The organism is Methanovulcanius yangii, assembly GCF_018687785.1.
GTDB lineage: Archaea > Halobacteriota > Methanomicrobia > Methanomicrobiales > Methanomicrobiaceae > Methanovulcanius > Methanovulcanius yangii.
The window spans coordinates 1,839,334-1,857,837 of the sequence record NZ_LTBL01000001.1; the positions used below are offsets into that span (position 1 = coordinate 1,839,334).

Here is an 18,504-nt window from a genome sequence, read left to right on the forward strand (position 1 = left end):
TGAACCGTGCGAAATATGCTGGTATTATGGGAACCTATCGTGATCTCCTCATAAACCCCCGTGCCTTCTTTGACGGGATGTTTACCGGGGAGAAACCTGACCTGAAGATACCTGTTGCAATCGTCGTGGTGCTGGCCCTTCTCAGCGGCGTGACCGCGATGACGGTCTCGTCCGTCACCGCCCAGCTCATGCCTGCTGACCTTGCCGGGATGGGGACGGTCATGAGCGCCATCGGGTTCATTGCGGCCTTCATCATGTCATTTCTGATGTGGATCATCTGGGCGGCGGTCTTCCACGGGATATCCGCTCTTCGTGGGGGGAAGGGGAGCTTTTCCAACACCCTTGCCGTAGCCGGCTACGGGCTTGCCCCGCAGATCATCTCCGGGGCCATCGGTGCCGTCTTCTCGTGGTGGTACTTCTCCGGCGTCACGGTGCCGGTGGTGACCGATCCCCTGCAGATACAGGCGGTCGTCGAAGAGATGATGGCGGCACCGGAACTGATGGCCATCTCTGCCATCGGCATGGTCTTCCTCGTCTGGAGCGCCAATATCTGGATATTCGGGCTCATGGAGGCACGGCGCATCGGGGCAAAGGATGCGGCAATCGCCGTTCTCATCCCGGTCGCGGTCTCCGTGGCCTTTACTCTCTGGCAGTTCATCGGGTGACGTCATGAAGGGATATGTGTATCTTCTGTGTGCGGTGATCCTCCTCGGCCTCCTGACCGGGCCTGCAGCGGCGCAGCTCACTCCCGCCGAGGAGGCCTCGCAGCTTGCGGTCACCGCCTATGAGGTCGACCCCGCCGTCTTCATCTACGGCGACACCGGTACGATCAAGGTTACAGTGACGAACACGGGCACAACGCCGGTTGCGATCTCGCGCGTCAAGCTCTACTCCAACGACCTCTCGGTCTATGATGACGGAAACTACGACTCCGTGGGGACCATCGGGGCGGGCAACAGTCTCGCCTTCACCTTCACGGTCGTCGCGGACACATTGGACGGCATCTACTACCCGTTCTTCTACGTGGATCTCCGCGATGCCGGCAGCCTGCGCTATCGCATCCCCGTGACCGTCGACTCCACCGGCCTGACGGCGTCGGTCATGTCGAAGCCGGATGTCTTCTCGCCGGGCAAGAAGGAGGAGATCACCATCCTCGTCGGCAATCCCCGCGAGAATACGGTGAATGCCGTGGAAGTGGTCCCGATCAAAAACGGGTACACCACCGTCCAGACGGCCTCCTTCATCGGCACCCTCGTCCCCGACCAGGCGGCGGAAGTGACCTTCGAGGCGACCCCATCGGAGGAGACGGTGATGACGTTCGCCGTCAACTACCGAAACGGGATCAATGACCACCAGACCCTCGTGGATGTCCCCGTCGTCTTCGGCGAGGACAAGAAACGGGCGGAGATCGTCCTGAACAACATCGTCGTCGAATCCTCCGGCACCTCGTACATGGTCACCGGGGATGTAACGAACGCGGGCCTCGAGGATGCAAAATCGGTCGTCATCACCGTTGCGGAGCCCGGCATCCCCGTCGATCCCTACCGCTCCTACGTGGTCGGCGCCCTTGAGCCTGACGACTTCGCCGGGTTCGAGGTGACCTTCGATGCAGAACCCGGCGAGGAGGTGCCGCTCGTCGCCATCTACAAGGATGTGGACGGCAATATCTACGAGGACGAGATCCTCCTGACGACCGGTGCCAAGGTGAGCGATTCCCGGCCGGTCGCCGACTCCGGGATGCCGGTTCTCTGGATCGGCCTTGTCATCGTGATCGTCGCCGTCGTGGGCGGCATCATATTCTACTCATGGAAGAAGCGATAGGCCCGGCAGGTCCCGGCAACGGGGCGGAACCGGTCATCCGGCTGGAGGGAGTCACCAAGGTCTACTCCCTCCCCTTCGGCGATGTGGTGGCCCTTGACGAGGTGAGCCTGTCCGTGATGCCGGGGGAGTTCATTGCGATCATGGGGCCGTCGGGTTCCGGAAAGTCGACGCTCCTCAATCTCATCGGATCGCTGGACGTCCCGACCCACGGCCGCCTCTTCATCGACGGGCGGGATACGAGCGGGCTCTCCGACGATGAGCTGACCGAACTGCGGCGGGACCGCATCGGCTTCATCTTCCAGCAGTTCAACCTCATCCCGCTCCTCAACGTCTTCGAGAACGTGGAATACCCGATGATCCTCAAGACCCGGCGGAGCATCAAAAAGAGCCCCAAGGCGCACGATCTCCTTCTGCGCATCGGGCTGACCGAGTCGATGCTCGCCCACAAGCCCAAGGAGCTCTCCGGCGGCCAGCAGCAGCGGGTCGCCATCGCACGGGCGCTCATCAACGACCCTGCAATCCTCCTCTGCGACGAGCCGACGGGCAACCTCGACACGAAGACCGGGGAGCTGATCATGGATCTCCTCAAAGAGGTGAACGCCTCGGGCAAGACCGTCATCATGGTCACGCACGACCCCGATGTGGCCACCTATGCCAGCCGGACGATCACCATCGTCGACGGGAGGATCGTATGATATTCTTCGAGCTCTCCCGGCGCAATATCCGGCTCAACTGGCTCCGGTCGCTCCTTGCGGTCACGGGGATCGTCATCGGCGTGATTGCCATCGCGTCGATGGGCATGTTGGGCAACTCCCTCACCCTCTCGGTCACCGAATCCCTCTCGTCGGTCGGCGACTCGGTGACGGTCGTCCCCTCCATCGGGGGCGGGGGTATGGGAGGTCCGACGACGGCGAATGAACTGATCACCGACCGGCAGGTCCAGCAGATCCGCCGGGTGGCCGCCCCGAACGACGTCGTCCCCCTCTATTCGGGGGCCGATCGGTATGAGATAGGCGGAGACAAGGGCGTGGTGGCGGTCTACGGCATCTCACCGGAGGAGATGCCCATCCTCGTCGACATCGCCGACGGTGTCTATCCGCGGACGACGGGCGGAGCCCTTGCAGGGGCCACCTTTGCCGAGGAGAACGACCTGAAGCCCGGCAGCCGCCTCACCCTCGGCGAGGAGACCGTCCGCGTCGTCGGCATCCTCGAGGAGCAGGGGATGGGATTCGACATCAACCCGGACTTCGCCCTCATCGTCTCCGACCGGTTCTACTCGCAGATGTACGAACAGGAGGATTATGACATGGTGATCGTCAAGGTCCGCGACATCAATGACATCGACGATGTGAAGGACGCCATCGACCGGACCCTGAACCGGCGCGGTGATGATGTGGTGACGGTCTACGATTCACGGGCGATCCTCGAGGTCATCACCGAGGCATTCAACCAGATAGCACTCTTCACGACCGCGATCGGCGGAATATCGCTCCTCGTGGCGGGCGTCTCCATCTTCAACGTCCAGATGATGTCGGTCACCGAGCGGATCAAGGAGATCGGCATCATCCGCTCCATCGGGACGAAACGGGGCGAGGTGCTGCGCATGTTCATTTACGAGTCGCTCATTCTGGGCGGCGTGGGGGCGGGCATCGGCGGCATCCTCTCCTTTGCCGGCGGGTATCTTGTCTCGATCATCATGCTCCAGACGACGGAGTACCTCTTCTACCCGTCGACCCTCGTCTACATCCCATATGCCATCGGCATCGGCCTCGCCGTCACCCTCCTCTCGGGGCTCTACCCTGCGTGGAAGGCCGCCAATCTCAACCCGATAGAGGCGCTCAGGTACGAGTAGCTTCTCCTCCTTTTTTTTAAAAAAAAATCCGGTTCCTCATTTCGTCCGTTCAGGACAGGAAGGCAGGAAAAATCAGGACTCTGTTTCAGAAATCTTTCCGGTATCTGGTCTGATGATTGTTTGCTGAGACCGGGTATCAGGCGTCCGCTCCCGCCGGTGTCCCCTCATTCGCTGACGGGGTCTCCGGCACGATGCCGGCAAAGGCGGGGTGGCAGGTGCAGAACGCCTCCCACCACGACGAGGTCTCGGCAAAGGGGAGTATCCTCATCTCCCCCTCCCCCTCCTCAATGAGGAGGAGGCCGAGAGGCTCCGATGATGCCCCATAGCCGGGGGGGACGCTCCAGCGGACCGTCCGAGCGACCGGGATGATGACGAGGCGGCCGTGGCGGCGGACCGGCCCGGCGGTGATGGTGGTCGCAGGGAGCATCCCCTTCCCGGCTGAAGCGCATCTCTCCCTCACTGTTTCATCATCTCCCTGAGGTCCTTGATCATGATCAGGCGGACGGTTGGGGGGAGGAGAGCCGCCGGGTGGCGTATCACGAGTTCGCCCTCCCCCTCCCCCTCGAGGAGACGGTCCGTGAAGACGGGTTCCGCCTTAAGGTCGATGCGTGCGCAGACGGCAAGCACCCCCCGGATTGCGGCGAACGCTCCGAAGGCCTGGCCGGTCGCTGCCGCATCCCCCAGTCCGAACCGGCATTCAGACGTCAGGTGCCCGAAGGAGACCTGCCGGAGCATCGCGAGAAGATGGGGGCTCACCTGCGGCCAGAGGGAGATCCCCTGCCGGGCGAGCGCCGTCACCTCATCGACCTGAAAACCACCCTCTTCCCCTGCGGGGGGTTCCGGCTCCGCTCCGGTCTCCCCGGCCGGGGTCTTCGGGGCTGCCTCCTCCGCCCGTTCCGGCAACGGCAGTTCCTTCACCGTCCGGCCGAAGAGCGTCACCCGTGCGGTCCGTTCACGGACGAATTCGACGCTCACGAAGAGCGCCCCCCATCCCCCGTACACCGCGGCCGAGAGGCCCTTCTCATCGCTGCAGGACCATCTCCCCCCCGCCCGGACGGGGACCGCCCACAGGAGAACGAGGAGGAGTGCTGCAGCTGCAAGGAGCAGGCCAAGGATGGTCAGGAGAACGGAGGGCATGGAAAAAATGTGGGAGGGGTTATGCTTCCTGTGCTGATCCTTCGCCTTCCTCTGCCTTCTTCTCCTTCATCGCCGCGATCGCCTCGGTGACCTGCGGAAGGATGCTCTCCCCGATGGTCGCGATGACCTCGGAGATGACCCCGCCGCGCTTGAGCGAGAGGACGCGGACGCTGTCGAATCCGGTGGCCCCCTTCTGGATGACGACGAGCGCCACCGGGGTGATGCCGCCCCCTGCCCCGACGCCGGACCCGCCGGCCCCCTTCTCGTTTGCCCCCGTGCCGCCGCCGAAGCCGAACCCGAACGAGGCGACGGGGATGATCAGCTTGTCCTCCGACTCGATGGGGTCCCCCATCACGGTGTTGGCATTGATGAGATGGTCGAGTTCATCGACCGCATATTTGAACAGTTCGTCTCCTTCCATGGATATCACTTCTCGACATCGGCATGAAGGGGTATAAAGATTATTGAGCGTGGGAACAGTCCGGTCTTCGCGGACCTCAGCGAAGATGCTCGTTATCAGAGGTTCGCCGGATCCTGACGGGCCGGGCAGAAGTTGCAGATCGAATGGATGATCTCCTCCTCCTTGTCCCGGATGGCGCAATAGTAGTTGCCGTCCTTGTAATAGACCTCGAACCCGCCGGGGAACGGGGTGCCGACGGGGTGGCCCGGTTCGTCGAGGACGTACATCCCGAAGGCGCAGAGAAGGTAGTAGAAGAGCTGATACCAGGGGGCCATGGCGGGGTTCGCCCTCCAGCCGATCTCTCCCTCGTCGTTCTCCCGCAGGCAGCCGTCGGGGAGCATGTCGCAGAAGGCATGAAAGGTCGCCGGGTCGGTGATCCCCTGCTGCACTGCGGCGCCGTGAAACGAGCCGTCCCGCGCCATCTTCAGGAGTCGGTGATACCGGCCCCAGAACCACTCCTCGGCGTAGGGGCGAAACGCCTCCCGGTAGGGCATCGGGAGGAGGTCGATGTCATGGCGCAGCCCCCCCGCGATCACCTGAAGGTCGAACATGGAGTATCGCCCGGCAAGTTCGGCGAGAAAGGCGCCGAGCCCGCCCTTCGTCTCAAGGCGGCGCATCTCTCCTGCGATGCGGGGGATCTCCTCGTCTGCTGCTCCCAATCCCATCATGTCCGTCCCCTCTCCTCCGGGTCCTGCCCTGTCGGCATCACCGCGGTCCGCTCCTAGCGCTCCTCGGGAGGGGTGCGTATGGGAGCACCCCTGCCGTCCATGTGGGTGTAGTGCTCCACCTCCCCTGCGATCTCCATCGTGCCGGTCGCATAGAAGGAGATCGCCCCGTGGCCGCCGAAGATTGTACAGGGCTCACCGCTCTCGCGTTCGTACTCCTCCGCCATCGCAAAGAGCGCTTTTCTTTCGGTGCGGGCGAGATTGGAGTCCACGTTCACCGAGGTGACGAGATAGTCGGCATAGGAGTTGTACCGGCGGCGGTCGGGGGTGAGGCTTGCGAAGTTCATCAGGCTGTCAGCCGGGAAGAGGTATCCCTTCTCCGGGCACCAGAGTATCGTCTGCCCGACCTGGTGGCCGCCGAGGGACAGGAGGACTTCGAAGGTGAGATCCCCGATTGTGGTCGTCCCGAGGACAGGGAAGATGGAGCGCTTCATATCGCTCTCTTCGGGGAGGAGGGTGATGTTCTCCTCTGCGGAGGGGTTCCAGCGGGAGTAGAGGGCGATCATCGTCGTATAGACCTCCTCGAGGATGAGGTCCTCGTTCACCGAGCCCCAGGCACGGTTGCCCGAACGGATCACCTCGAGGGTCGCCGGGTGCATCAGGGCGGGGACGTCGAAGAAGCCGCCCGCTCCGCAGTGGTCCGCATCCCCGTGGCTGACGATGATCCTTGAGAGCCCTTCGTGGAGGTTGAGACCATAGACCGGAAGCATCTGCATCACGTCAGGATAGTAGACGGCGTAGCCGGTGTCAAGCATCACCAGTTCATCGAGCGTCCGGAAGAGGTAGATGTTGCCGCCGCCCGGCAGCTGGAACGCGAAGACCGTGACCTCTTCGGAAGCCTCGAAGATCTGCACATCCGCGTAGAACCCGTCACCGCAGGTCTCCCGGATATATTCCCCCGCCTCGAGGACATTTTTGAACACCTTCTTCGGGTCTTCCCCAAGGTTCGTCAGCTCATGGACGGTGTGGTTGATGTCCGCCATGAAGGTGAGGAGGAAATCGTCGTCGTCCCTGTCGATGAGGGTGCGCATCTTCTGCGCAAACCGGAGATAGAAGACGGTATCGTCGAGGTGCTCGCCGGTCTTGTCGTACTCCACCACCTCGATGGGGTAGCGTGCCGTCAGTGCCCCGAGGAGTTCGTCTGCGGGGCCGCTCTTCTCGATGATGATGGTGACGGTGACGCGGTCCGGGTGGGTCCCGGTATCGTCGAAGGCGATCCTCCCGATTGCCGCTCCTGCTCCGGTGATATAGGTGAGAAAAGTGTCCAGTGCGCCCGGTTCATGGGGGAGGCCGACATGGAAGGTGAGGGTGGCAAGCGGGGTGATCGTGGTCTGGAGATACCCGATCGCGCCAAGTTCCTCCCGGATTCGGGCAAATCCGTCCCCGGTTGCCGTCACCTCGAAAAAGACCGTGTGCGGGTCGATCTGCCGGTCATAGTGGATTCGGTTGATGTTTCCGTGATGCTCGGTGATGATCGCGACCCCGCGCTGGAGCGAACCGGGGCTGGTGGGAACCTGTGCGATGAATGAATGCCTGTTCATGGTATGATTCCTTGGTCTATGGGGACGGGGTGAGGAGGTAGAGCCCCCATCCGATATGTTCGCGCCCGTAGGCGAGGTACTCCTCCTGGATGGTGCGGACGTAGTCGAGGATGTCCTCCCGGCGGGGATCGCCGGGGTGGGAGCGTACCCATGCAAGGCAGTTTCGCCAGATGCCCGCTTCATACCGGTCCCATTCCTCCACAGGGGCGTGCCACACCCATGCGAGATCATAGCCCTCGTCCCGGCAGGCGGTGAGAATTTCATATTCACTCCGGATCTCCGGCCATTCCCGCGCAAACTCCGGGGGCACCGCCGTCGATTTCCAGTACCGCTCCCCGAAGAGTATCTGTCCCGTACCACCCGTGGCAGCGGCGAGTGCCGTGACCGCCTCGGGGACGCCTCCCCATATCTGGGAAGCCCCGAGTGCGACGGCGCAGTCCGCCGTGGCCGGGGAGGTGTAGGCGGCGGCATCGGCACAGATGATGGTGATGCCGTCCCCGCACCCCGCCTCCGCTGCCGCCGCCCTTGCGGTGTCGCATGCATCGGGCCGTGCCTCGACGCCGGTGCAGGACGCCCCGAAGACCCCGGCAAAGAGGATGAGGGCGGTGCCGTTTCCGCATCCGAAATCGATCACCGTCGTCGCCTCATCAAGGCCGGCCGCTTCTCCTGCGGCAACGAGGGCCGTATCGCTGACAGGGTTCATGTGCAGGAGGGGTCCCTGCGAGATCGAGACGAGGTCTGCATCATAGTCGATAGGTCTTCAACTCCGGGTGGTATGTGATAACCGGATGTACTTATGGAAATATCACCCCATAAATCACTGTCACGCGGGGTGCCTCCCGTGCCCGTTGTGCCGACTCCCCGGCCGGGAACCGCGCACACGCGGAAAAACAGCGGTATGGCGATGCAGGACTCAGTGAATACGGACGAGATCGATCGTCACACTAATTTGGCGTATTTCAGTCCTTTTTTCAGAAATGAAATTGATTTAGCCAATGAAATTCGTTTTCAACCCCGAAAAATCGCCGCCGGGAAATATGTTCCCTAACATAGGACGAAAACGAAAAAAACCTTGATTTTAGCTTTATTTTCGAAAAGATAGCCTATTATATCAATACTATCTAAAAAGTTCTGATATGAAGAAAACAATAGGAAGAATTCTCGGGATCGTTGTATTCCTCGCCATTCTCTTGTGGCCGGCGGACCCGTCATTCTTCCCGGTACAGGCGACTGCCGCGTCGACTGCACTGATGGTCATCTGGTGGATCACCGAGGCGATACCCATTCAGGCAACGGCGCTCCTGCCGCTGGTCCTCTTCCCTGCGCTCGGTGTTCTCTCGTCCGGTGACGCTGCGGCCCCCTATGCAGACAAGACAATCTTCCTCTTCATGGGTGGTTTCATCATTGCCATGTCCATGCAGCGTTGGGGGCTGCATGAACGTATTGCCCTCGCTATCCTGAGCAGGATGGGGTCCAGTTCACGGATGCTCATCTTCGGCTTCATGGTGGCGACGGCGTTTCTGTCGATGTGGATCTCAAACACCGCCTGTGCGATGATGATGATCCCGATTGCCATTGCGATCATCGCGACCATTCTCCCCCGCTCGGATGTCCGGCTGGAGGAGATGGAGGAGACCCAACGGGAATTTGCCGAGTGCATGGTCATCTCGATTGCGTATGCCGCCTCCATCGGCGGACTTGCAACCGTCATCGGCACACCGCCCAACGGGATATTCCTTGCACAGATGGAGACGCTCTTCCCCGGCGTCCCTCCGATTGACTTCTTCACCTGGCTGAAGATCGGTCTGCCGCTCGTGGTTGTCTTCCTGCCAATTGCGTGGCTTTGGCTCGTCTACGGTCCGTACCGGCACATGCCGAAGAAGATCTCGCACGGAAGGGAGATCATCGAACAGCGACTGAAGGAGCTCGGGCCCATGGGCGCCGGCGAGAAGTGGACGCTTGTTGTCTTCGTCCTGACGGCACTTGCCTGGATCATGCGCACGGAGAAGAGTATTGGTGACTTCATCATACCGGGAATCAACACGTTTCTCCCGATGGTCCATGACTCCACGATCGCGATTGCAGGCGCCGTCCTTCTCTTCCTCCTCCCGGTGGACCGGGCAAACGGCGTCTACACGATGAACTGGGAGTGGGCAAAGAAGATCCCGTGGGGAATTCTCATCCTCTTCGGCGGCGGTATCGCGCTCTCCAAGGCCTTCATCGCGTCCGGACTTGCGCAGGTGATCATCGACAACTTCACCGTCTTCAATGCCCTCTCCGTGGTTGTGGCGGTCCTCATCGTTGGCATCATCATCTCGCTTCTCACCGAGGTGACGTCGAACACCGCGATGGCGTCCGTGATGATTCCTATCATGGCGGTCACGTCCATATCGATGGGGATTCACCCGTGGATTCTGATGCTGACCGCGACCTTCGCCTGTTCGCTTGCGTTCATGCTCCCGGTGGCAACCCCGCCGAACGCCGTCGCCTACGGCAGCGGCTACATCAGCATGCAGGATATGATCAAGACCGGCTGGGTCCTCAACTTCATCGGCATCGGCATCCTGACGGTCATGATGTTTACGGTCTTCATGTGGGTCCTCGGGTTCGGGGTTGCAATCCCCGACTGGGCGCTCACCCCCAATCTCGGGTTGTAGGACCACATTCCTTTTTTTCCCTCGCCCGTGGGTGAGAACTCCTCTCTTCCGAGTGATTGCCGATTCAATGCCGGACCCTGAACAGGCCATCCTCACATTCCCCATCTCCTGATGCCGCTTCATGGGAGGAACAATGAGCCGGACATGAGGAGCGGGATTCCGGGGATATTCACGACAAAGAAAGGGCAGATTCCTGAATGGTTTTTCCGGAATGGGGCCCGTTGTATCGACAAGAGGTCGCTCACATGCACTTTTCAACCGTGGTCAGCAGTATCCTGTCCGCGGGGGCGGTCCTGCGATTCTGCAGGGTGGCACTGATAAGAAATAGCTGTTGACGCCGGTGGTTCGAAGGGGTGATCGCTTCTCACCGAAAAGAACGGTCAGGGGCGTTGAAAAATAAAAAAATAATGGTTTCCGGAATTATCTGGACTCTCTCCGGGAAAGGAGAAGTCCTGCCGCTCCCAGTCCGCCAAGGGCTGCAAACACCGGTGCGGGTGTCTCCGTGGGTTCGGTGGCGGGCACGGTGCCGGTGGCGGTTGGTGTGGCACCGGTTGCCGTCGGGCTCGTGGTGGGTGCAGTGGTCGGCTCACCGGTGGTTATTGGCGGCGGGACTTCCGCCTTCATGGCAGCGATCGCGAAATACGAGAATCCGGGAGTCTCTGCAGTGAAGGTGGCGGTATCTTCCGTGGTGCCGACCCAGGTGGTCGGAAGCTCCACCCAAACGCCGTCCACATATCGCATCAGGCGGATATCATCCACTGTATAGCCGAGGTCCGTGAACCACGAGGCGGGCACGGTGAATTCGATGATTCCGCTTCCGATCTGGTCATCGGTGGCGTCGTAGAGGGTGAAAAGCAGGTATTTCCAGACGTCGGCATCCGGGCCCTCCATGTATGAGGGCAGCCCGGTGGTCCTGACGGTGATCAGGAACTTATTGACATTCTCCGACGGGGTCACCACGATCTGATGTACGATGGAGGAGCCGGGCATTGCGAGAGTGGCGGGAACGCCTGCCGTCATGCCGTAGGAAGAGGCCGCAACAGTACTGGAACTGCCGCCGCCCGACGGGGTCACGGGTGTCGGCGTTGGAGTTGGGGTGGGAGGGAGGGGGGTGACGACGGAGTAGCCGGATGCCGATCCCTCGGCGAGGCTGTTCGTCCAGAGAACGATGTCGCTCCCGTCCTCTGCGTTCGGGTTCTTGCAGTAGCCGTAGAGGTTGAAGGTCATCTGCGACTCCAGCCCGGTGACGGAATAGTCCACCTGCACGGCACCGCCGTTTTCTAGGTCCGGGTACTTGCCGAGGATTCCACAGTTCAGGTCGACGAACATCACCGAGAACGTGTTGGTGAGATCGGTCATGTCCTGCCCGTAGAAGATCGGGTAGGGGGCACTGTCGTCATCCGCAGGTTTCCAGTACTGGGGACCGTACATGAAGTCCCCGACGGTGAAGGTCTCCGCGAGGGCGGAGGCGTTGTAGGTGACGGCACCCTCCGGCGGAGCGGTGTTTTCGATGACATTCGGCGTCCACTGGTAACCTGCCGCCTCAAGGGTCAGGGCAAAGTCCGCCGGAACGGTCCCGTTGACCGCGATCATCAGGATGGCGTCGTCCTTGTAGCCCTTTCCACCGGTGTCGGTCAGATAGAAGGTGCCCGAAGTTGCCTCGGTCGTGGTCACCTGGCCGGAGGCTTCGGAGAGGTTGGTCGTGATATGCATCGAGTTGTAGCCGATGTCCTCGCCGATGAAGTAGGTGCCGTTGCCGTAGTCGTCATAGTGGGGGCCGTCGTCGTTTGCGACCTCGACAAAGATAGTGTTGTAGGCAATCGGGTGCAGGGAGACGGCGACCGGGGCTTCTGCGGAAAATCCTCCGGAGGAAGCAGTCACAACGGTCGTACCTGCCGAGAGGGCGTTTAAAAGTCCGCCAGCGGTGATGGATCCGACTCCCGGAACGGAGGACTCCCAGTCGATGAGGGCGCCCACGATGGCGTTTGCGCCGCTGTCGAGGAGATGGGCGATGAACTGGACGGTGTCACCGACCCCCATCCCCCACGATGCCGGAAGAATGTCCATTCCCACCGGCACAGGGGCGGTCGTCTGCACGATGTATCCGCTGGGGGTGGTGGAGGACTCGTCGTCGAGACGGTTCGTCCACTGGAAGCAGGTGACGTCGGTCTGGTTCGAGTATCCGTAGAGGTTGAAGGACGCGGTCTCCGGCAGGTTCGTGAACGCATAGTCGATCTGCACAAACCCGTTGTTGGTAAGGGTACTGTTGTGCAGCAGGCCGCAGTTCAGGTCAACGAACATCACCGAGAAGTTGTCCGTCGTATCGGTCATGTCCTGCCCGTGGTAGATGGGGTAGGGGTCCGCGTTGCCGGTCGGCTTCCAGTACTGCGGACCGTAGAAGAGATCGGCCTTGCCGAAGGACTCGTCGAGGGCTCCAGGGGTGTATGTGGCAGATGAATGGTCAGGCTGGCTGCCGTCCGTCGCTGCTGTCCAGACGTATCCCGAGGCGTTGAGGGCAAGCGTAAAGTCGGCCGGGACATCGCCGCCCACCGCGACCATGAGCACCAGCTCGTCCCAGAAGTCCTTTTCAGCGGATGATGTCACGTAGAACGTCCCGGACTGGGCATCGGTGACGGAGGGTTCGCCGGTCACCGAGTCGGCGGACTGCGCGAGATGGAGCGAGTTGAGGCCCTTGTCCTCTCCCTTGAATTTGATGCGGTAAGTGCCGTTGTCGAAGATGTCGTACCGGGCGCCGGCGTCATTGGCGACCCACACATAGGTGTCGGAAACTGGTACGGGGCCGGGGAGTTCCCGCATGACGAGGAGGCCGCTCGGAGTCGTCTGGTCGCCGGTGACATCGTTGGTCCACTGGACGAGACCCGCGGTGTAGGCGTAGGCATTGAACGCACAGGATGCGCCGAGGCCGCTGATTGCATAGTCGACACGGATGGCGCCGAGGTCGGTGCAGTTTTCATAATTCGCATTTGCGCCGTTGAGCGCCCCGACGTTGAGATCGATGAGGGCAAGGTGGAAGGTGTTCGTCGTATCGGACATGTCCTGTCCCACGACAAGGGGATAGTCCTCGGCCCCGGCCGGCTTCCATGTCTGGGGGCCATAGCCGAAGTCCCCTGCGGTGAAGGTCTCATCAAGGGCGTTTGGTTCGTAGGTCAGGTTCTCGAAGAGGGGCGCCCCCTCGACGGTCCAGTTGTACCCCGCAACATTGAGCGTAAGGGAGAAATCATCGGCAATGGTCCCGTTCACGGCAACGAGGAGCAGATTGTCCTGGTAATATCCGGTCCCGTCGGTCGAGGTGACAAAGAAGGTGCCGCTCTTGGCATCCGTCACCATTGACTCCCCGGAGGGATTGTCATAGGCATCGCTGATGTGGAGGGATTTGAGTCCCTTCGTTGCCCCCTTGAACTGGATCAGGTAGGTGTTGTCGCCATAGTCATCGTACTTCGCCCCTGCGTCGTTTGCCACCATCACGTAGGTGTTGTTGTAGGGGTTGATCGGTCCGGGGGTGGCAGATGCCGCCCCGCTCATCATGATCACGCACAGGAACAGGCAGAAGGCACAGAGCACGGCCGTGCCGCTCCTGTTCGGCGGGTAATTATTTCGTCTCATCATCGGTTCCTCGAAAGTTACTTTCTTCATTTTGAACAGGCGGGATATGGCCGGGTGTCCCTGTCAGTGGGGCATCAGGTTCCTCTGGGGAAAACCATATCTAGAAATATATGGAGGAAAAAGCTGTTAATAAATTGGCGTTTTCCTCACAATGTTAATTAAAATAAGTTTACAGAGTTGACGGCTCCCGGTCCCGGTCCGGGAGGCTGTCCGGAGACACAGATATGACAACTGACAAACAGATTGAGGTCCTGAACCGCCAGGCGGGGGAGTACTCCCGCTCCCTCGCGGCAGCGGCAGCTGAGATTGCCCGGGTGATGGTCGGGCAGCAGGAAGCGGCCGACCGTCTCCTCACCGCCCTCGTGGCCGGCGGACACGTCCTCCTCGAGGGGGTTCCCGGCATCGCAAAGACCCTTCTCGTGCGCACCCTTGCGCAGACGATCGACTGCTCGTTTGCCCGCATCCAGTTCACCCCCGACCTCCTCCCCGCTGATATCACGGGAACGACGGTCTTCCGGCAGGACACCTGCTCCTTTGCGACGGTGAAAGGTCCGGTCTTTCACCACTGCATCCTCGCAGACGAGATCAACCGTGCCCCGCCGAAGGTGCAGTCGGCGCTCCTCGAGGCGATGCAGGAGCGGCAGGTGACCATCCAGGGGGAGACCTGGCCTCTCCCCGACCCCTTCTTCGTGCTCGCGACACAGAATCCCATCGAATCGGAGGGGACCTATCCCCTCCCCGAGGCGCAGGTGGACCGGTTCATGTTCAAGACCCTGATGACCTATCCCTCCCGCGACGAAGAGATCGCCATACTGGAGCGGTTCACGGGGGGCGAGGTCCACCTTCCGTCACCGGCATTGAGCGCCGCCGACGTGGCCGCGGTGCAGGCCTTCTGCCGCGAGGTCTACGCCGACGCCGAGGTGATGCACTATGTCGCCTCGCTCGTGGATGCGACCCGCCATCCGGCGGAGTACGCGGTGGAGAGCGGGGGGTATCTCGCCTTCGGGGCATCGCCCCGTGCCTCGCTATCTCTCCTCCTCGGCGCCAAGGCAAATGCCGTCCGTGCGGGCCGCGGGTATGTCATCCCGGATGATGTCAAGGGCATCGCCAGGGATGCTCTCCGTCACCGCCTGATGCTCACCTACGAAGGAGAGGCGGAGGGCATCGCGCCCGATACCATCATCGATGAGGTGCTCTTACGGGTGCCGGTGCCGTAAGAAGGAGTGTTCGTATGCACCATCTGGCGGATGACGAGACCCTTGCGGCGGTGCTCCGGGACACCCGTGCCGTCCTTTTGCAGGAAGGACTGGCAAAGAGCCCGTATGCCGGGGCGCATGCAACGCGGCTGCGGGGGCAGGGCATTGAGTTTGCCGAGATTCGCGATTATGTCCCCGGCGATGATGTCCGGGCGATCGACTGGAACGTCTCCGCCCGGCACGGCCGTCCCTTCGTCAGGGTATGCACCGAAGAGCGGGAGCAGACGCTCTACCTCATGGTGGACTGCTCGGCCTCGATGGCGACGGGTGCGGATGTTGCCCGGTGGCACACCGCCGTGCGCATTGCGGCCTCCCTCATCCTCGGGGCGGTCCGGTCGGGTGATCGTGCCGGCCTCCTTCTCTACAGCGACCGGGTGGAAGGGTTCTATCCTGCCAGAAAGGGGCGCAGGAATGCACTCTTTCTGATCCAAAGGCTCATTGATGTCCGTCCACACTCCAAGGGGAGCGACATGCGGCCGGCGCTGCGCCACTTTACCGCCCGCGTGCCGCGGGAGAGTGCGGTCGCCGTGATATCGGACTTTCTTTCCCCCCTCCCCGCAAGGGAGCTTGCCGTCTTTGCCCGCAGGCATGACGTCCGGGCAGTGGAAGTGAACGCTTCGCATGAGCATGCACTGCCTCCGGTCGGCCTCGTGTGGCTCGAGGATCCCGAGACCGGCGAGGCGGTCCTTGCCGACACGACGGACCCTGTGCTGCGGGAGGCCTACCGCCGCATCATCGCAGAGGAAGAGAGGGTGCTGGACGATCGTTTCGGCCGCTGCCGCATCCCGCAGATACGGGTGGACGCAGGCGGTGCCTGGGACCTTCCCCTGCGCCTCCTCTATGGGAACATTTCCGGGAGGAGGGGGTAGATGGCAGGATTCTTCCATCCGCTCTGGCTGACCGGGCTTCTCCTCGTGCCGGTGCTCGTACTCTGGCACCGGCGGGCGGTCCGGCAGCGGCGCCGTGCGGCGCTTGCCTTCTCGCGGGTGGCGGCGATACGGGAGGCGGCCGAGGGGACACGGACTTCCCGACGGCCGCTCGTGCTCCTTGCATGCCCGCTCCTCGCCCTCTCGCTCATCTTCATCGGGCTTGCCGGCCCCCATGTCCCGCTGGACCAGGCCGAGGAGGGAGTGAGCGTCGTCCTCGTAATGGACGTCTCGGGGAGCATGCAGGCGACGGATTATGCCCCTACCCGTCTCGATGCCGCAAAGAGCGCCGCAAAGGCGCTCCTCGAGGGGCTGCGGGAGGGGGACTATGCGGGGGTCGTCACCTTCGAGTCGGGCGCCCGGAGTGCCGCCTACCTCTCGCCCGACCGGGACCGGGTCATCCGAGACCTGTATGCCATCGCACCACGGACCGGCTCCACGGCGCTCGGCGACGGGCTTCTCCTGGGAATTGACATGGCCGACGCCATCCCGGGCAGGAGGAAGGTCGTCGTCCTCCTCTCCGACGGGGTCGCCAATGCCGGTTCCGTCTCGCCCGATGAGGCTGCCGCCGTTGCACTGGAGCGGGGCATACCGGTCCATACCGTCGGGATCGGCTCCGACGGGCCGGTCATCACCGGGTATGACGCCTTTGGAACCCCGGAGTACGCCGAACTGGATGAGACAACCCTGCAGCGGATTGCCGCCGAAACCGGCGGGGACTATTACCGGTCGGTCAATGCAACCACGCTCAGGACGATCTACGAGGGCATTGCAGGAGAGATTCCCCGCGAACCGCAGGAGACGGACATCGGATATGTCTTTTACCTCTGCGCCGTAGGCGTGATCATCGCGGAATTCTCCCTGCGGTATGGCAGGGGGAGGATTCTGCCATGAGAAGGGCGCCCCGGGCGCTCCTCGCAGCCGCTCTCATCATTGTCCTCTGCACGGTATCCTGCAGTGCGGGGGAGATCACCTTTGCAACGGATCGGTCCGACTACTATTTTGCCGTCGGGGAGAATGTCGGCATTCCGGTCGCCGTGACCACGACGTTCGGGAAGGATGTGACGGGAACGCTCTCGGGCGTGGCATCGGTCATCCCCGCCGGCGAAACGGAGGCGCAGCGGAGCAGCAGCACCCGCTCCTTTGCCGTCTTTGCCGGGATGAAGGGTTTTGTCTATCCCGCCGGTGTAGCCGAAACGCCCCGGGAGACGGACCTTGCGATCGTCTTCACCTACGAGGACGAAGGACGGGTATGGACCGTCGCCCTCGAGGGGATCCGAGTCCATATCCTTCCCGAAGGGGTGGCGGAGGGCTCCCCCGGGGAACCGCTCGTGAGCACGCCCGCCGAAGGATCGGTGACCCCTCCCGGCAGCGCTTCCTCACCGGTCTCATCTTCCTCCGCGAAAGCCTCCCCCTCGTCGGTGGTCGAAGATCTCCTCTTCTCCGGGACCGAAGATTCGCCCTCATCTTCTGCCGTCCTTCCCGAGGATATGGCCACGCGCCTCGACAGGATGGAGGAGACCGATGAAGTGGAGAATACGATGGAGGCCCTGCTCCGGGATGCCATCACCAGCAATCCTCTCTATACGCAGGCGGGAGCCCTTCTTGCGGATGCCGGGTACGGGGCCGGGAATCTGTTCGTTGCAGCGGCATCGCCGCAGGACGGAACGTTCGAACGGACCGACGCATTGGGAACACAGAAGGTGCTGATGAACGGGACGGTCGCCGGCGGGTCGATCATCCGTCTCGAGCTCTCGTCATCGGGACCGCTCCCCCGCATCCCCTCCCTAGAGGCCAATGCGACCTATCGCTCCGCCGAAGCGACGATTGCCTCATCGGGCTACCGCCGCGTCTCCTCGGAGATGGAGATGAACGGCGAAGGGACGGCGACTCGTGAGGTCTTCACCTCGGGGGAGGGCATGGAAGCCGTGCTCTCGGCGCATCTTGTGCCGGACGGAACCGTTACCAATGTTCTTTTCGAGGAGACGACCCCCGGCGGGGATCTTTTGATCTCTCTTTTCATGGGACTGGCAATGGTCTGTCTGGCGGGCATCATCGGGTGGAGGATCCGGAGGCGGAAGGAGGGCGGGATGACCGCCCCCGATCCCGGCATGGCGCCCCCCGACTGCGAATTCACCCTTTCCGACCGCCTGCGGGCGGCCGAGGATGCGTTCGGGCGCGGTGAGTACAAGTCGGCGTACCTTGCCGCAGGGCGATGCCTCCGGGCGACCCCTCCCGACGGAATATATGCCGATGGTCCATTCCATGCCGGAATCACCGACGGGGAGTATCTGCAAGGTTTCGCAGACCCCGTCCGGCGGGAACGGGCGGCGGCAATCCTTCGCCGGTGCAGTGAGGTGGGGTATGCAAAAGGCAAGCCGGATGCCGGCGAATTCGATACCATCTGTTCGGAAATCCGTGGCATATGGGCGGATGAAAGGAAATGTCTGTTCGATAAGTAAATGTAATTTATTTAACCTAAAGAGCAATGCCAGCCATTATTAC

The 18,504-nt window shown here is 62.0% G+C and carries 16 protein-coding genes; 9 read left to right on the forward strand and 7 right to left on the reverse strand.

The window, feature by feature from the left end; all coding sequences use genetic code 11:
* Positions 1-26: 26 nt before the first annotated feature.
* Genes AZH53_RS09235 through AZH53_RS09250 form a run of 4 tightly spaced genes read left to right on the forward strand, consistent with a single transcriptional unit; the run spans position 27 to position 3,673 of the window.
* The gene (locus tag AZH53_RS09235) at positions 27-665 is read left to right on the forward strand and encodes a YIP1 family protein (RefSeq protein ID WP_319643230.1); all 639 of its coding nucleotides are present in this window, start codon (positions 27-29) and stop codon (positions 663-665) included.
* Between the two features lie 4 nt (positions 666-669).
* Complete coding sequence (locus AZH53_RS09240; protein ID WP_319643231.1) at positions 670-1,821, forward strand: CARDB domain-containing protein; 1,152 nt, start codon at positions 670-672, stop codon at positions 1,819-1,821.
* Complete coding sequence (locus AZH53_RS09245) at positions 1,806-2,516, forward strand: ABC transporter ATP-binding protein (RefSeq protein WP_319643232.1); 711 nt, start codon at positions 1,806-1,808, stop codon at positions 2,514-2,516. The genes AZH53_RS09240 and AZH53_RS09245 overlap by 16 nt, the downstream gene beginning before the upstream one ends.
* A complete protein-coding gene (locus AZH53_RS09250; protein ID WP_319643233.1) occupies positions 2,513-3,673 on the forward strand; it encodes an ABC transporter permease in 1,161 nt (386 codons plus the stop codon). The genes AZH53_RS09245 and AZH53_RS09250 overlap by 4 nt, the downstream gene beginning before the upstream one ends.
* A 136-nt stretch (positions 3,674-3,809) precedes the next feature.
* Here AZH53_RS09250 and AZH53_RS09255 read toward each other — a convergent pair whose 3' ends face one another.
* The 6 genes from AZH53_RS09255 to AZH53_RS09280 form a co-directional block, all read right to left on the reverse strand.
* A complete protein-coding gene (locus AZH53_RS09255) occupies positions 3,810-4,133 on the reverse strand; it encodes a hypothetical protein (protein WP_319643234.1) in 324 nt (107 codons plus the stop codon).
* A complete protein-coding gene (locus tag AZH53_RS09260; RefSeq protein ID WP_319643235.1) occupies positions 4,130-4,810 on the reverse strand; it encodes a DUF2953 domain-containing protein in 681 nt (226 codons plus the stop codon). Before AZH53_RS09260 ends, AZH53_RS09255 begins: the two co-directional genes overlap by 4 nt.
* A 19-nt stretch (positions 4,811-4,829) precedes the next feature.
* Positions 4,830-5,231, reverse strand: coding sequence for a GerW family sporulation protein (locus AZH53_RS09265; protein WP_319643668.1), 402 nt, complete (start codon positions 5,229-5,231; stop codon positions 4,830-4,832).
* A 95-nt stretch (positions 5,232-5,326) separates the two neighbouring features.
* Entirely contained in the window at positions 5,327-5,938 is a 612-nt protein-coding gene (locus AZH53_RS09270) for a DUF2115 domain-containing protein (protein WP_319643236.1), read from the reverse strand.
* Positions 5,939-5,991: 53 nt separating this feature from the next.
* Entirely contained in the window at positions 5,992-7,536 is a 1,545-nt protein-coding gene (locus tag AZH53_RS09275; protein WP_319643237.1) for an MBL fold metallo-hydrolase, read from the reverse strand.
* Positions 7,537-7,552: 16 nt separating this feature from the next.
* Complete coding sequence (locus AZH53_RS09280) at positions 7,553-8,239, reverse strand: SAM-dependent methyltransferase (RefSeq protein WP_319643238.1); 687 nt, start codon at positions 8,237-8,239, stop codon at positions 7,553-7,555.
* A gap of 433 nt (positions 8,240-8,672) precedes the next feature.
* Between AZH53_RS09280 and AZH53_RS09285 the strand changes: the two genes are divergently transcribed.
* The gene (locus tag AZH53_RS09285) at positions 8,673-10,193 is read left to right on the forward strand and encodes an SLC13 family permease (RefSeq protein ID WP_319643239.1); all 1,521 of its coding nucleotides are present in this window, start codon (positions 8,673-8,675) and stop codon (positions 10,191-10,193) included.
* 420 nt (positions 10,194-10,613) lie between these two features.
* On the opposite strand, the gene AZH53_RS09290 is transcribed toward AZH53_RS09285, so the two are convergent.
* Positions 10,614-13,820, reverse strand: a complete 3,207-nt coding sequence (locus AZH53_RS09290) for a PGF-pre-PGF domain-containing protein (RefSeq protein ID WP_319643240.1) — start codon at positions 13,818-13,820, stop codon at positions 10,614-10,616.
* 221 nt (positions 13,821-14,041) lie between these two features.
* On the opposite strand from AZH53_RS09290, the gene AZH53_RS09295 reads away from it, so the two are divergent.
* The 4 genes from AZH53_RS09295 to AZH53_RS09310 are packed head-to-tail and all read left to right on the forward strand — an operon-like array spanning position 14,042 to position 18,461.
* Positions 14,042-15,034: an AAA family ATPase gene (locus tag AZH53_RS09295; RefSeq protein WP_319643241.1), complete on the forward strand. Its 993-nt coding sequence runs from the start codon at positions 14,042-14,044 to the stop codon at positions 15,032-15,034.
* 14 nt (positions 15,035-15,048) lie between these two features.
* Positions 15,049-15,942: a DUF58 domain-containing protein gene (locus AZH53_RS09300; protein ID WP_319643242.1), complete on the forward strand. Its 894-nt coding sequence runs from the start codon at positions 15,049-15,051 to the stop codon at positions 15,940-15,942.
* On the forward strand, positions 15,943-16,893 hold the full coding sequence (locus AZH53_RS09305) for a vWA domain-containing protein (protein ID WP_319643243.1): 951 nt from the start codon (positions 15,943-15,945) through the stop codon (positions 16,891-16,893). It begins immediately after the preceding gene.
* Positions 16,890-18,461: a hypothetical protein gene (locus AZH53_RS09310; protein ID WP_319643244.1), complete on the forward strand. Its 1,572-nt coding sequence runs from the start codon at positions 16,890-16,892 to the stop codon at positions 18,459-18,461. Before AZH53_RS09305 ends, AZH53_RS09310 begins: the two co-directional genes overlap by 4 nt.
* Positions 18,462-18,504: the final 43 nt, after the last annotated feature.